Source organism: Streptomyces sp. NPDC039736, assembly GCF_055596485.1.
The window spans coordinates 754273-766958 of record NZ_JBVIUQ010000001.1; the positions used below are offsets into that span (position 1 = coordinate 754273).

Below are 12686 nucleotides of genomic sequence, written 5' to 3' on the forward strand. Positions count from 1 at the left end.
CCGTGGGGCTCCTGGGAGAGCTGCTTCTGCTGCCGTTCGCCCCCGTCCGCGGCACCGGCTGGGTGCTGCGGAAGGTGGTGGACGAGGCGGAGAAGCAGTACTACGACCCGGCGGCCATCCAGGCCGAACTCCGCGCCCTCGAGGAGCGCCTCGAGGCCGGGGAGATCGACGAGGCCGAATTCGACCGGCTGGAGGACTCGCTCCTCGACAGGCTGGAGCAGAAGCAGAAGGGGATGCAAGGACAATGAACAACAGGCTCGGACTGGGGCTCGCCGTGGGCGCGGGCTATCTGCTGGGGCGGACGAAGAAGCTGAAGTTCGCCTTCGCCGTCGGTACGTTCGTCGCCGGCAAGAAGCTGCAGCTGAGTCCGAAGGCGCTGATGGACTTCGCCTCTTCGCAGTTGCAGAACAACCCGCAGTTCAAGGAGATGGGCGACCAGCTCCGCGAGGACATGCGCGGCGTCGGCAAGGCCGCCACCGGCGCGATCATCAACCGCCAGCTCAGCGGGCTCGCGGACAAGCTGCACGACCGCACCCTGAACGTCCAGGACAAGGCCGCCGGGGTCGTCCCCGACATCAGCAGCCTGAAGGGCGACAAGGGCGGCAAGGGCCGGGACGAAGACGAAGAGGAGTACGACGAGGAGCCGGAGGCCGAGGAGGAGCGCGACGAACCGCGCCGCCAGTCCCGCCCCCGCAAGCAGGCATCCTCGGGTACGGCCAAGAAGGCCACCGGCGGCACCCGTTCCGCCGGCCAGCAGGGCACGGCCCGGAAGACCGCCTCGTCCACCGCGAAGAAGACCGGTGGCGGCACGGCGAAGAAGGCGGCCGGCGGCGCCCGCAAGACCGCCTCCGGCGCGAGCGGCACCGCGAAGAAGACCGCGGCCCGCAGGACGGGTACCGCGAAGGGGGGCCAGAACCGTGGCTGACCTCAAGGGCGCGGCGAGCTCGCTGAAGCCGGACCCCGACATCACCGACCGCCTCAAGCAGGAGGCGCAGGCCTACATGGCCGCCCAGGTCACTCGCATCCTGACCGGCGCGGGCCGCAAGCTGGGCGAGTCCACGAACAAGCTGAACGACATAGCCGAGGGCAACAGCCCCGGTTTCGCCAAGCTCGCCCTGGACGGCGGCCGGAAGATCGCGGAGGGCAAGGGCCCGATGCGTACCGCGGTGGAACTCGGCGCCGGTCACGTGAAGGACAAGGCGAAGGACGCGTTCTCCGGCCTGTTCGGCGGCAAGGGCAAGCGCAAGAAGGGCGGCGGTGGCGGCAAGCCCACCGTCATCCTGGAGACCATCGACGTCGGCGTGCCGGTCCGGGTGGCCTACGACCAGTGGACACGCTACGAGGACTTCTCCTCCTTCGCCAAGGGCGTCAAGAGCGCGACCACCGCCGACGACACCACGTCGGACTGGAAGCTCAAGGTCTTCTGGTCCAACCGGAGCTGGAAGGCGCACACCACCCAGCAGTTGCCGGACCACCGGCTCTCCTGGACCTCCGAGGGCGCCAAGGGCACCACGAAGGGCGTCGTCACCTTCCATCCGCTGGGCGACAACCTCACCCGGGTGTGCCTGGTCATCGAGTACTACCCCAAGGGGCTGTTCGAGAAGACCGGCAACATCTGGCGCGCCCAGGGCCGCCGGGCCCGGCTCGACCTCAAGAACTACGCGCGGCACATCTCGATGAAGGGCGACATCGACGACGGATGGCGCGGCACCATCGAGGACGGCGAGGTCGTCAAGACCCATGAGGACGCCATCGCCGAGGAGGAGGAGGCCCGCGCCGAGGAGGAGGGCCACGAGGGCGAGGAGGGCCACGACGCCCCCGAGGACTCCGACGACGACCGGCCCGAGGCCGAGCACGACGAGGAGGCCGAGGAGGCCGAGGAGGAGGGGGACGAGGTCCACGACCCCGAGGCCGAGTACGAGGACGAGGACGAGGAACTCGACGAGGACGCCGAGGAAGAGGACCCGGAGGCCGAGTACGACGAGGAGGGCGCCGAGGAGGAGGGCGAGCCCGAGGCGGAGTACGAGGAGGACGCCGAGCCCGAGGCCGAGGCCGAATACGCCGACGAGGACGAGGACGCCGAGGACGACGCCGAGGAGGAGGACCCGGAGGCCGAGTACGAGGACGCCGAACTGGTCGAGGACGACGCGGACGACGCGGACGACGAAGACGACGCGGACGCGCGCAAGCAGCGTGAGTACGCCGACTCCGGAGACAAGGACAACCGATGAGCACTGCCGCCAGAATGCCGGACCCGTACGGGTCGGGCGGCGGGGCGAACCTCGCCGACATCCTGGAGCGGGTCCTGGACAAGGGCGTCGTCATCGCGGGAGACATCAAGATCAATCTCCTGGACATCGAGCTCCTGACGATCAAGCTCCGGCTGATCGTCGCCTCGGTCGACAAGGCCAAGGAGATGGGCATCGACTGGTGGGAGGACGACCCCTCGCTCTCCTCCGGGGCCAGGCGCCGGGAGATCGCCGAGGAGAACGAACGGCTGAAGCGTCGCATCGCCGACCTGGAAGCCGCCGCTCCCGAGCTTGAAAAGGCGAAGGACGGGCAAGCAGAACAGGCATGACAGACATGACAGGCAACACGAGCGGCACCGGATCCGGCGAACGCGCCGGATCCGCCGGCCGGGCCGGTTCCCCCACCGGCCCGGCCGGCCCCCTGGGGCCCGACGAGACCTTCCAGGACCCCTCGGGACCCGCCGAGCTCCGCTATGTCTACGCCGTGACCCGCCCCTTCGAGGGAGTTCTCCCCGAAGAGGGCGGGCGCGGTCTGGACGGCGAACCGCCCCGGCTGCTGCACCACGACGGCCTGGTCGCCGTGGTCAGCCCGGTGCCCGCGGCCGACTTCGACGAGGTGCCCCTGAAGGCCCACCTCGAAGACCTCGACTGGCTCGCCGCCACCGCCCGCACCCATCAGGCCGTCGTCACGGCGCTGACCGCCGTCACGACGCCGCTGCCGCTGCGCCTGGCGACGCTGTGCCGCGACGACGACGGGGTGCGCCGCCTGCTGGAGGACGGCCGGGCCCGGTTCGTACGGGCGCTGGAGCGCCTGGACGGGCGGGTCGAGTGGGGAGTGAAGGTGTACGCCAACGCCGCCCGCAAGGCCCCCGAGGAGGCCGCGCCGAAGGCCCCGCCGTCCCCGGACGAGCCGGGCGCGGGCCGCAGCTACCTCCAGCAGCGGCTCGCCCAGAAGCGCAGCCGCGAGACGGAGTCCCGCAACGCCGACGCGCTCTGCCGCAAGCTCCACGCGGAACTCTCCGAGACCGCCGAGGCCGCCCTGCTGCACCGCCTCCAGGACGGTCGCATCTCCGGCCGCACCGGGCAGAACGTGCTCAACGCCGCCTACCTGGTGCCCCGCGCCGACAGCGAGGCCTTCGTGGAGCAGGTGCAGGCGCTCTCCCCGCCGGACGGCGGCAGCGTCACCGTGGAACTCACCGGCCCCTGGGCCCCCTACTCCTTCGCCGGGATCGGCGACGAGGAGAGCGCCGACGACCCGGGCGGCGACGCTCCCGGCACCGGCGCACCCGAGGGCGGCACGGCATGACGCACTACACCGACGACCACGACATCGACGCCCTCGCGCAGCGCGAGATCGCCCTGGTCGACCTGCTCGACCGGCTGCTGGGCGGGGGAGTGGTGCTCTCCGGCGACCTGACCCTGCGGATCGCGGACGTCGATCTCGTGCGCATCGACCTCAACGCCCTCATCAGCTCGGTCAGCGAGAACGTCCCGTCGCCCTTCGAGGACATGAACTGACATGAAGAGCAAGGGAGCTGGCGTGAACGACGACCGCCTCGACCGCATCGCCGACACGATCGACCAGATCACCGGCGCGTCCCAAGTGCCCGGCACCACCACCAGCGCCGAGTTCGCCACCGCCGACCTGGACGAGGCGGTGGCCACCGGCAGGGCCGGCAACATCAGCCTCGGCTCCACCGGCGCGGCCCCCGCGACCACCGGCGACGAGGCCCGCCGCAAGCAGGTCGAGCTGGACGCCGACACCGTGGAGCGCGACCTCGCCAAGCTCGTCCTGACCGTGGTCGAGCTGCTTCGCCAGCTCATGGAGCGCCAGGCGCTGCGCCGCGTGGACACCGGCGAGCTCACCGAGGACCAGGAGGAGCGGATCGGCATGACGCTGATGCTGCTGGAGGACCGCATGGACATCCTCCGCGACAAGTTCGGCCTCAGGCCCGAGGACCTCAACATCGACCTGGGGCCGCTGGGGCCCCTGCTCCCCCGGGACTGACCCCGGTGAGCGACAGCGGAAAGGACCACCGCGACCCGGGCGGTGCGGGCCCCGCCGAGAGCAGCCCCGACAAGAGCGCCGCCGACCGCAAGACGCGCGTCACGATCCTGGTGGCCCTCGCCGCCAACCTGCTCATCGCCGTCGCCAAGGCCGTCGGCGGGCTCCTCGCGTCCTCGCCCGCCCTGCTCTCCGAGGCGGCGCACTCGGTCGCCGACAGCATCAACGAGGTCTTCCTGCTGGCCGCGCTGCGCCGCAGCCGCCGCCCCGCCGACCGCCAGCACCCCTTCGGCTACGGCAAGGAGCGCTACTTCTGGTCGCTGCTCGCCGCCGTCGGCATCTTCGTGCTCGGCGCGGGCTTCTCCTTCTTCCAGGGGGTCGGCGCCCTGACCGAGCCGGGCGGCGGCGAGTCGGGGGAGTCCACCAGCGGTTACGTCGCCGGGCTGGTCGTCCTGTTCGTGGCGCTGGTCGCCGAGGGCTCCTCCCTGGTGCGCGCCCTGTGGCAGGTCCGCAAGCAGCCGGGCAAGGGCCTCGGCAAGGACCCGGCCCTGCGCACGGTCGTCGCCGAGGACTCCACCGCCGTGGTCGGCGTCCTGGTCGCCATGGCCGGAATGATCGCCCACATGGCCACCGGCGAGGTCGCCTACGAGGCCGCCGCCTCGCTGACCATCGGCCTGCTCCTGGTGTACGTGGCCTACCGGCTCGGCTCCGAGGCCCGTGCCCAGCTCATCGGCGAGGCCGTCGACCCGGAGCTGCGCGAAGGCATCCACGGCCTGCTGGACGAGCAGCCGGAGATCGACCGGGTCGCCGCCCTGCTCACCATGCGCCTGGGCCTGGAGTCCACCCTGGTCGCCGCCCGCATCGACCTGATGCCCGGCCTGGACAGCGAGCGCGTCGAGCTGGTCTCCGAGCGCATCAAGTCGCACATACGGAAGACCTGGCCGGAAGCCGACCAGGTCTTCCTCGACGTCACCGAGGCCCCCACGGACGAGGACGCCGACGGCGAACTCCTCCCCGGGCAACGGTCCGGCACCACCGAGCCGTCCGCCCGGTAGGCAGCGGCACCACCGAGCCGTCCGCGCGGTGGGCAGCGGGCGCTACAGAGCCGTCTGCACGGTGGGCAGCGGCCGGTACACCGTCAGCGCCTCGTCCGCCTTGTCGATCGTGAAGGCGGGCGGGGCCTCGACCACCTCGCCGTCGAACGCCAGCGGCGTTCCCGGCTCCAGCCCGGCGACCCGCACCCGCCGCATCCGGCCCGCCGCGTGGAAGGGGGAGCGGCTCAGCGGCCCGGACAGCGCGGCCAGTATCAGCCGCAGCCCCGGCAGTCGTCCGCCGTGCACCACGCGCACGTCGAGCAGTCCGTCGGCGAGGTCGAAGCGCCGGCCCGGGGTGGGGCCCATCCGCTGGTACAGGCCGTTGCCGGCGAACAGCATCCACATCCCGCGCTTCTTGCCGCGCACCTCCGCCTTCAGCGGCCGCTCCCTGCGCAGCACCTCGTAGGCGGCGAGCACACCGGCCGGCCAGCCGCCGATGCGCGGCGACCAGTGCTCGCGGATGCGGACCATCTCCGGGTAGACGCCCAGGCTGAAGGTGTTGAGGAAGTATCCGGGGGCGCCGTCGGGGTTCGGGCCCGGGGTGAAGCGCCCCAGGTCCACCTTGACCGCGTCGCCCGCCTCCACCGCCCGGCAGGTGTCCTGCACGGTCTCGATGTTCAGGTCGTACGCGAAGTGGTTGAGGGTGCCGCCGGGGAAGACGGCCAGCGGCACCCCGGCCCGGGCGGCGGCCACCGCGGCCCGGTTCACCGTGCCGTCGCCGCCGCACACGCCGAGCGCCCGGCCCTGCTCGACGGCCTTGTCCAGCTCGGCGCACAGGTCGGCGGGGTCCACCTCGCGGACCTCCGCCTCGGGCAGGGCGTCCCGTACGAGCGCGGCCTTGGCGGCGGCGCTGCCGGACGCCTTGTTGACGACGACCACCAGGTCCCTGCCCGCGGGCAGCCGGGGCGCGTCGGTGTGCGGGCGGCCGGGGGAGGGGAGCTGGTCACGGGTCGGCACCAGGCCCCGTACGGCGAACGCCGCACCGACCCCGACGGCCGCCCCCACCAGGACGTCACTGGGAAAGTGCACCCCCGTGTACACCCGGGACAGCGCGACGGCTGCCGCGACGGGCGCCACGGCGGCCCCCCAGCCCTTCGACTCCAGCATCACCCCGGCGGCGAACGCGGCCGCCGACGCGGAGTGCCCGGAGGGGAACGAGGTGGTGATCGGCTGCCGCTTCAACTGACGTATCACCGGTACGGAGTCCAGCACCGGCCGGACCCGCCGCACGGAGCGCTTGCCCACCGTGTTGACGGTCGCGGAGGCCACCGCCAGGGACGCCACCCCGCGCACGGCGGCCCGCCGCGCCCGGGTGCTGCGGCCGAACGCGGCGATGCCCGCCGCCGCGCCGAACCACAGCAGCCCGTGGTTGGCGCTGCGGCTCAGCCCGGGAAGCACATGGTCGGCGCCGGGCCAGTGCCGGCTGGCGACGGCACGGAAGACGGCATGGTCGCGGGCCGTGAGCCAGTCGGTGACACGGCCGCCGGGAGCGCGGGACGGAAGGGGCACATTCGCCAGGGAATCGGACATGGCACCCGGTTACCCTGATCGGCCCGCCCGAACCGACGGCGCCCGGCCCGCAGCGAGGTGCGGGCCGGGCGCGGGGCGTCGTACGGCGCGGGCGGGGGTTCTCCGCGGGGCCCGGTACGACGCCGTGCACGGCTACTGCCGGGCGGACACCGGGGCGGCCGCCCCGCAGAACGCCCTGAGGTCACCGCGGTCGCGGCCGGTGACCAGGGTGTCGGGGCCGTCCGAGCAGACCTCGGCCTGCTCGTCCACCCGGGCGCCGCCCGTGTCGGGAGTCCTGCCGACCGGGAAGGCGTCTTCCTTGCCGAGGTGGTGGGCCGCCTGCGTTCGGTTCCGTCCTCCCGGTCTTCTCCTTCGGCCCTGCCGCCTCTCCGGCCGAGGTGCGAGGCCGGCGGGCGCCGGGCGTGCGGCGGGCGCCGGGCGGGCCCGGCCCGCGGTCAGTGCGCGCCCCCGGGCACCGCCGCCACGGCCACTTCCTGGATGTTGGCGAACACCGAGTCCTCCGCCAGCGCGGAGATCCGCTCGCACAGCGGCTCGGGCGCGTTGTCGTGGCGCAGCATGGACACCACGGCGTCCCGGTCCGCCGGGAAGCGGGTACGGCCCAGGTGCCGCGCCAGGTCGAAGCGGACCTTCTCGAACTCGCCCGTGAGTCCCGGCCGGGGGGTCATGTCCGACGCCAGTTCCGGGTCGTCGTCCGCGACCGGCTCGGGGTCGTGCCACTCCTCGGTCCTGGTCGGGTGTCCGGACCGCAGCAGTCCTTGCAGCTCGTGCTTCATCTCGTCGTCCTGCCTACGGCTGACGCGGTCGCTGCCTCGCTGCATGAATGCATCACTCCAAGCTCATTCGGGGGTTGTGGGCTGGTACCCGACACACGGTCCCCAAACATCCCGCCCGCCCCGGATCCCCGTACCCCGCCGACTGTCCGGGAGGGACGCCGGGTTTGGGATCCGCGCCCCGGGGGACCCGAACGTCGGCCGCGAGGCCGCCTTGGGATAGGGATGGGCTCCGGGCGCGGATTCCGCAACCGTCAGGGACGGCGTGTGCGGGGGCCGCGCCCGGAGTGGGCTTCCCCTCCCTCCCGGGGCGCCGGGCACCCCTGGCGGTGCTGCCGCCCGTACGCGTGCCCGGAGCGGTACTCGCGCTCGGGGCCTGCGAAGACGTACTGCTCCCCCCGCCCGCGGCGGGTCCGGAGCGCGAACCGACACCCCTGGACGTGATGCGGGGGAGGAAGGCCTGACATGGGCAAAGTGCTGTACAAGCCACTGGGACTGATCTTCGGCATGGCGGGCGGCATGCTCGCCGGACTCGCCTTCCGCAAGACCTGGAAGATGGTCACCGGCGAGGACGACGCCCCCGACGGCCTGGACCGGGACCGCCCGTGGCGCGAGATCCTGCCCGCCGTCGCCCTCGAAGGGGCGATCTTCGCCGTCGTCCGCACCTCGGTGGAGCGCGGCGGCGCCGTCGCCGTCCGCAAGATCACCGGCTACTGGCCGGACTGACACCCCGACAGCGACGGCCGTACGGCCGTGGCCTCCCCGGCGACCACGGGGCGGCCACCGCCGTCGTCGTGGCCGCCCGCACCCGGATGTGCCCCGCGTCACAGATCCCGCCGCGCCCCGTTTGCCGCGGACGGGCCAGGGCAGGCGAACCCCGTGCTTCGGACCGGAGGCACGTCCGTGGGAGCGGTGGACAGTGCTCCGGGCGTGTTCCGAGTGACTTCGGCGCGGAGCCCGGGCCCGGCTCCCCTCCTTCCCACGGTGACACCCATCCGTCTGCACCGTGACAGAGGTTCCAGGGAGCCATCCGATGCGCACTCAGACCCCGCGCACCCGCCCGCACCGGCATCCGCACGACGACGCACCCGACACCACGGAGGCCTTCCGGCGGCTCGCCGGCCTGCCGGAGGGCCGTGAGCGCGAGGTGATCCGGCAGGAGATCGTCAACGCCTGGCTGCCGATGGCCGAGCGGCTGGCCGGGCGGTTCCGCAACCGCGGGGAGTCGCTGGAGGACCTGTGTCAGGTGGCCGCCCTGGGGCTGGTCAAGGCCGTCGACCGGTACGACCCGCAGCACGGGGCGGTGTTCGAGTCCTTCGCCGTGCCGACCATCACCGGTGAGATCAAGCGCCACTTCCGCGACCACATGTGGACCCTGCACGTCCCGCGCCGCGTCCAGGACCTGCGCAACCGGGTCCGCACCGCGCACCAGGAACTCGCCCAGACGATGGCCGGCCGCTCCCCGACGGTCGCCGAGATCGCCGCGCAGGCCAGGATGACCGAGGAGGAGGCGCTCGCCGGACTGGAAGCGCTGGACTCCTTCAGCGCGCTGTCCCTGGACGCCGAACTCCCCGGCAGCGGCGACGGCTACTCGCTGGCCGACGCCATCGGGGGCGTCGACCCCGCGCTGGACGTGATCGTCGACCGCGAGGCCATCAAGCCCGGCCTGCGCAGGCTCCCCGAGCGCGAGAAGAAGATCCTGTACATGCGCTTCTTCCGGGACATGACGCAGAGCAGCATCGCCGAGGACCTCGGCCTCTCCCAGATGCACGTCTCCCGGCTGATCACCCGGTGCTGCACCCAGTTGCGGGCGCAGGCGCTGAAGGAAGCCGCCTGAGACCCGCCCCCGCACGCGGTGGGTGCGTGCGGCCCGTGCCGCGCGCACCCACCGCTCCATGTCTGCCGCCGTGCCGTCGGCGGACCGAGCCCTTCCGTACGGGAGGCGGTCCGCCGCAGGGCTACGTATAAAGGGCAAAGGGGTCAGGGCGGAAGTCCTGGCGACGTGATCCCGGCACCCGGCGGAGGTTTCAGGCATGCAGCGGACGGCTCCGGAGGACCCCGCGCGCGCCGCGGAAGGGCGGGCCCAGGCCGCCGAGCGCGGGCGGGTCCGTCACGGGCCGCCCGCTCCCGACCCCGGGCTGCCCGTCCTGCCGGAGCTCGCCGACGTGCTGGCCGCCGCCGTGGGGCGCACCGGCTGCGAGCCGCCCGGCGGCGGCGCGGCCCTGCGCGCCGCCGCCGTCGGCCACTGGCGGCGACGCGGCATCGGCGTCGAGGCCGACGCGGTGCTCGCCGCCCCCGGCGGGCCGCCGCTGCTGTTCGCCCTGATGGCCGCCGCCGGGGGCGATGTGCTGCTGCCCCGGCCCTGCCCCGCCTGGTGGGCCGCCCAGGTGCGGCTGCTGGCCGGGGTGCGCTCCTCGTTCCACGTGCCGACACCGGCCGAGTGCGGCGGCGTACCCGATCCGTACGCCCTGCTGGAGACCGTGTCGCGGATACGGGCCGAGGGCGGCCGGCCCCGGCTCCTGCTGCTGTCCGTGCCCGACGACCCGACGGCCACCCTGGCCCCGCCCGGGACGGTGCGCGCCGTCTGCGAGGTCGCGGTCGCCGAGGGGCTCACCGTGGTCAGCGACGAGACCTGGCGCGACACCGTGCACCGGCCCCGCGAGACGGTCTTCTTCAGCCCCGCCGAGATGTTCCCCGACCAGGTCGTCGTGCTCTCCGACCTCGCGGGCGCGTTCACCCCCGCCACCTGGCCCGTCGCCGTCGCCCGGGTGCCCGCCACCGCGGCGGGCGCGGCCCTGCGCGCCCGCGCCCTCGACGTGCTCGCCGCGCTCGGCGCGACCGTCCCCGCACCGGTCGCGGAGGCCGCCGCGTACGCCCTGGACGACCCCGGGCCGGTCGTCGAGCGGGCCGCCGTCGCCGCCGCGCTGCACGCCCGCGTCCAGGGCGCGCTGCACCGGGCGGTCCTCGACGCCGGGGCGCTCGCCCTGCCGCCGGTCGCCGGACGGCACCTCTACGCGGACCTCGGGCCGCTGCGCGCGGGGCTCGCCGAGCGCGGCGTCACCGACTCCACGGAGCTGGAGGAGTACCTCACCGCCCGCCTGGGCACCCCCGTCCCCGGCGGCCACCGCTTCGGCGACTCGCCGGGGGCCCTGTGCGTACGGCTGTCCACCGCGCCGCTGCTGGGAGCAACCCCCGCGCAGCGCACCGAGTCCCTGAGGGCACGGGACCCGCTTGAACTGCCGCATCCCGAGCAAGCGTTGAACCACCTGGCGGCGGCCCTCGCCGAACTGGGCCGCGCCCGCCGCACATGACGCGCGGACCCCGGCCGCGGTACCGCTGCACGCCACCGAACGGAGCCTCTCGATGACGGAACAGACCGAACTCACCGACCCGCCGGAACGCTCCGCCGGCCGCACCCCCGGCGGCCTCGCGGAACACCCCCGGACGGCCGCGCCCGCCCCCGTCACCCGCCCCGTCGGCGAGATCCGCACCGCCCCCTGGCCCCGCACCTTCGCCGACCGCCTCACCGCCCCGCTCCCGGGCGTACGGGCACTGGCCCGGCTGGCCCGCGAGAAGGCCATCCGGCCGGGGCGCGACGGCCTGCGGGACGTCTCCCGGCTGCCGTACGAGCCCGGGCCGCTGCCGGCCGTGGACGCCTCCGCGGTGGCCGTCACCTGGGCGGGGCACGCCAGCTGGGTGGTGCGCGTCGGCGGGCTCACCGTGCTCACCGACCCGGTGTGGTCCCGGAAGATCCTCGGGACGCCGCCCAGGGTGACGCCGGTGGGCGTGCGCTGGGCGGACCTGCCGCCCGTGGACGCCGTCGTCATCAGCCACAACCACTACGACCACCTCGACGCGCCCACCCTGAAGCGGCTGCCGCGCGACACCCCGCTGTTCGTACCGGCCGGGCTGGCGCGCTGGTGCCGCCGGCGGGGGTTCACCCGGGTCACCGAGCTGGACTGGTGGGAGGGGGCGGAACTCGGCGGCGTACGGCTGGACTTCGTGCCCGCGCACCACTGGAGCAAGCGGTCGCTGACCGACACCTGCCGGACGCTGTGGGGCGGCTGGGTGCTGTCGGACGGCGCCGGGCAGCGGGTGTACTTCGCGGGGGACACCGGGTACGGGCACTGGTTCCGGGAGATCGGCGAGCGCCATCCGGGGATCGACCTGGCGCTGCTGCCCATCGGGGCGTACCACCCCAGGTGGTGGCTCCAGGACGTGCACATGGACCCGGAGGAGGCGGTGCGGGCGTGCGGCGACGTGGGGGCCCGCCGGATGGCCCCCATGCACTGGGGAACCTTCGTCCTGTCCGCCGAACCGGTGCTGGAACCCCTGACCCGGGTCCGCGCGGCCTGGGCGGCCTCGGGCCGGCCCCGCGAGGACCTCTGGGACCTGGGCGTGGGCGCCTCGCAGGTCCTGGACTGACCCCCGCCGGGCCCTGGAAGCGGTCCTCAGGCGGACCGGCGCACCCTGCGCCAGAGCGAGGGCACACCGCTGATCAGCAGCGTGACCGCGATCGCCGCCGCCACCCCCTGCCAGGGGCGGGCGAAGAGGCTGCCGCCCAGCACCCCGATCAACTGGTAGGCCGCCGCCCAGGCCAGGCAGGCTGGCACGTCCCCGCGGGCGAAGCGGCGCAGCGGCATCTTCGCCAGCAGACAGGCCAGCATCACCGGTATCCGGCCCGCCGGGACCAGCCGGGAGAGGGTGAGCACCTGGGAGCGGTGGTTCTCCAGTTTGTTCCGGGCCTGGTCCAGGCGGTGCTGCGGGGCCCGCTTGCGCAGCGCGTCCAGCCACTTCGAGCCGTGCTCGGAGCGGACGCCCCGCACCCCGAGCCAGTACAGGGACAGATCGCCGACGAAGGCGGCGGAGGCCGCGACCAGGAAGACGACCGCCAGCGAGAGCGCCGGGACGCTCTGGTGCAGGGCCACCACCGCCGCCGTGCTGACCAGCGCGCCGGTCGGGACCACCGGCACCAGGGCGCCCAGCACCACCAGCGCGAAGAGCATCGGGTAGCCGAGCGCCTGCTGGGTCGCTTCGG

Annotated in this window: 15 protein-coding genes; 12 read left to right on the forward strand and 3 right to left on the reverse strand. The window is 73.9% G+C overall.

The window, feature by feature from the left end; translation table 11 throughout:
* The first annotated feature begins 2 nt into the window (after positions 1-2).
* The 8 genes from ACZ56L_RS03190 (at position 3) to ACZ56L_RS03225 (ending at position 5309) form a co-directional block, all read left to right on the forward strand.
* Positions 3-248 carry a gas vesicle protein GvpG gene (locus ACZ56L_RS03190; protein ID WP_345218417.1) on the forward strand — a complete coding sequence of 82 codons (246 nt, stop codon included), beginning with the start codon at positions 3-5 and terminating at the stop codon, positions 246-248.
* A complete protein-coding gene (locus ACZ56L_RS03195) occupies positions 245-925 on the forward strand; it encodes a DNA primase (RefSeq protein ID WP_471060941.1) in 681 nt (226 codons plus the stop codon). Before ACZ56L_RS03190 ends, ACZ56L_RS03195 begins: the two co-directional genes overlap by 4 nt.
* Positions 918-2231 carry an SRPBCC family protein gene (locus ACZ56L_RS03200; protein WP_471060944.1) on the forward strand — a complete coding sequence of 438 codons (1314 nt, stop codon included), beginning with the start codon at positions 918-920 and terminating at the stop codon, positions 2229-2231. Before ACZ56L_RS03195 ends, ACZ56L_RS03200 begins: the two co-directional genes overlap by 8 nt.
* Positions 2228-2578 carry a gas vesicle protein gene (locus tag ACZ56L_RS03205; RefSeq protein WP_345218420.1) on the forward strand — a complete coding sequence of 117 codons (351 nt, stop codon included), beginning with the start codon at positions 2228-2230 and terminating at the stop codon, positions 2576-2578. The genes ACZ56L_RS03200 and ACZ56L_RS03205 overlap by 4 nt, the downstream gene beginning before the upstream one ends.
* The gene (locus tag ACZ56L_RS03210) at positions 2575-3555 is read left to right on the forward strand and encodes a GvpL/GvpF family gas vesicle protein (protein ID WP_471060947.1); all 981 of its coding nucleotides are present in this window, start codon (positions 2575-2577) and stop codon (positions 3553-3555) included. The genes ACZ56L_RS03205 and ACZ56L_RS03210 overlap by 4 nt, the downstream gene beginning before the upstream one ends.
* Positions 3552-3767: a gas vesicle protein gene (locus tag ACZ56L_RS03215; protein WP_380837739.1), complete on the forward strand. Its 216-nt coding sequence runs from the start codon at positions 3552-3554 to the stop codon at positions 3765-3767. Before ACZ56L_RS03210 ends, ACZ56L_RS03215 begins: the two co-directional genes overlap by 4 nt.
* Before the next feature lie 232 nt (positions 3768-3999).
* Complete coding sequence (locus tag ACZ56L_RS03220; RefSeq protein WP_345219066.1) at positions 4000-4257, forward strand: gas vesicle protein K; 258 nt, start codon at positions 4000-4002, stop codon at positions 4255-4257.
* 5 nt (positions 4258-4262) lie between these two features.
* Entirely contained in the window at positions 4263-5309 is a 1047-nt protein-coding gene (locus tag ACZ56L_RS03225) for a cation diffusion facilitator family transporter (protein ID WP_380837737.1), read from the forward strand.
* Positions 5310-5351: 42 nt separating this feature from the next.
* Here ACZ56L_RS03225 and ACZ56L_RS03230 read toward each other — a convergent pair whose 3' ends face one another.
* Together ACZ56L_RS03230 and ACZ56L_RS03235 are read right to left on the reverse strand one after the other, a co-directional pair.
* Positions 5352-6878 (reverse strand): phosphatase PAP2 family protein, encoded by a 1527-nt coding sequence (locus ACZ56L_RS03230; protein WP_471060952.1) that lies wholly within the window; start codon positions 6876-6878, stop codon positions 5352-5354.
* A gap of 434 nt (positions 6879-7312) precedes the next feature.
* Positions 7313-7696 carry a DUF2795 domain-containing protein gene (locus ACZ56L_RS03235; protein WP_345218426.1) on the reverse strand — a complete coding sequence of 128 codons (384 nt, stop codon included), beginning with the start codon at positions 7694-7696 and terminating at the stop codon, positions 7313-7315.
* Positions 7697-8113: 417 nt separating this feature from the next.
* On the opposite strand from ACZ56L_RS03235, the gene ACZ56L_RS03240 reads away from it, so the two are divergent.
* From ACZ56L_RS03240 to ACZ56L_RS03255, 4 genes are all read left to right on the forward strand, one after another.
* Positions 8114-8374, forward strand: a complete 261-nt coding sequence (locus ACZ56L_RS03240; RefSeq protein ID WP_345218428.1) for a DUF4235 domain-containing protein — start codon at positions 8114-8116, stop codon at positions 8372-8374.
* Positions 8375-8681: 307 nt separating this feature from the next.
* Positions 8682-9485 carry an RNA polymerase sigma factor SigF gene (locus tag ACZ56L_RS03245; protein ID WP_471060956.1) on the forward strand — a complete coding sequence of 268 codons (804 nt, stop codon included), beginning with the start codon at positions 8682-8684 and terminating at the stop codon, positions 9483-9485.
* A 196-nt stretch (positions 9486-9681) separates the two neighbouring features.
* Positions 9682-10959 carry an aminotransferase class I/II-fold pyridoxal phosphate-dependent enzyme gene (locus tag ACZ56L_RS03250; RefSeq protein ID WP_471060959.1) on the forward strand — a complete coding sequence of 426 codons (1278 nt, stop codon included), beginning with the start codon at positions 9682-9684 and terminating at the stop codon, positions 10957-10959.
* A 52-nt stretch (positions 10960-11011) separates the two neighbouring features.
* On the forward strand, positions 11012-12073 hold the full coding sequence (locus tag ACZ56L_RS03255) for an MBL fold metallo-hydrolase (protein WP_471060962.1): 1062 nt from the start codon (positions 11012-11014) through the stop codon (positions 12071-12073).
* Positions 12074-12099: 26 nt separating this feature from the next.
* Here the strand turns inward: ACZ56L_RS03255 and ACZ56L_RS03260 are convergent, their stop codons facing one another.
* The gene (locus ACZ56L_RS03260) at positions 12100-12654 is read right to left on the reverse strand and encodes a DedA family protein (protein ID WP_468685021.1); all 555 of its coding nucleotides are present in this window, start codon (positions 12652-12654) and stop codon (positions 12100-12102) included.
* Positions 12655-12686: the final 32 nt, after the last annotated feature.

Coding starts and splice junctions, on each gene's coding strand:
- ACZ56L_RS03195 (WP_471060941.1), top strand. CDS start 245: ATGAACAACAGGCTCGGACTGGGGCTCGCCGTGGGCGCGGGCTATCTG.
- ACZ56L_RS03205 (WP_345218420.1), top strand. CDS start 2,228: ATGAGCACTGCCGCCAGAATGCCGGACCCGTACGGGTCGGGCGGCGGG.
- ACZ56L_RS03210 (WP_471060947.1), top strand. CDS start 2,575: ATGACAGACATGACAGGCAACACGAGCGGCACCGGATCCGGCGAACGC.
- ACZ56L_RS03215 (WP_380837739.1), top strand. CDS start 3,552: ATGACGCACTACACCGACGACCACGACATCGACGCCCTCGCGCAGCGC.
- ACZ56L_RS03230 (WP_471060952.1), bottom strand. CDS start 6,878: ATGTCCGATTCCCTGGCGAATGTGCCCCTTCCGTCCCGCGCTCCCGGC.
- ACZ56L_RS03235 (WP_345218426.1), bottom strand. CDS start 7,696: ATGCAGCGAGGCAGCGACCGCGTCAGCCGTAGGCAGGACGACGAGATG.
- ACZ56L_RS03240 (WP_345218428.1), top strand. CDS start 8,114: ATGGGCAAAGTGCTGTACAAGCCACTGGGACTGATCTTCGGCATGGCG.
- ACZ56L_RS03245 (WP_471060956.1), top strand. CDS start 8,682: ATGCGCACTCAGACCCCGCGCACCCGCCCGCACCGGCATCCGCACGAC.
- ACZ56L_RS03250 (WP_471060959.1), top strand. CDS start 9,682: ATGCAGCGGACGGCTCCGGAGGACCCCGCGCGCGCCGCGGAAGGGCGG.
- ACZ56L_RS03255 (WP_471060962.1), top strand. CDS start 11,012: ATGACGGAACAGACCGAACTCACCGACCCGCCGGAACGCTCCGCCGGC.
- ACZ56L_RS03260 (WP_468685021.1), bottom strand. CDS start 12,654: ATGCTCTTCGCGCTGGTGGTGCTGGGCGCCCTGGTGCCGGTGGTCCCG.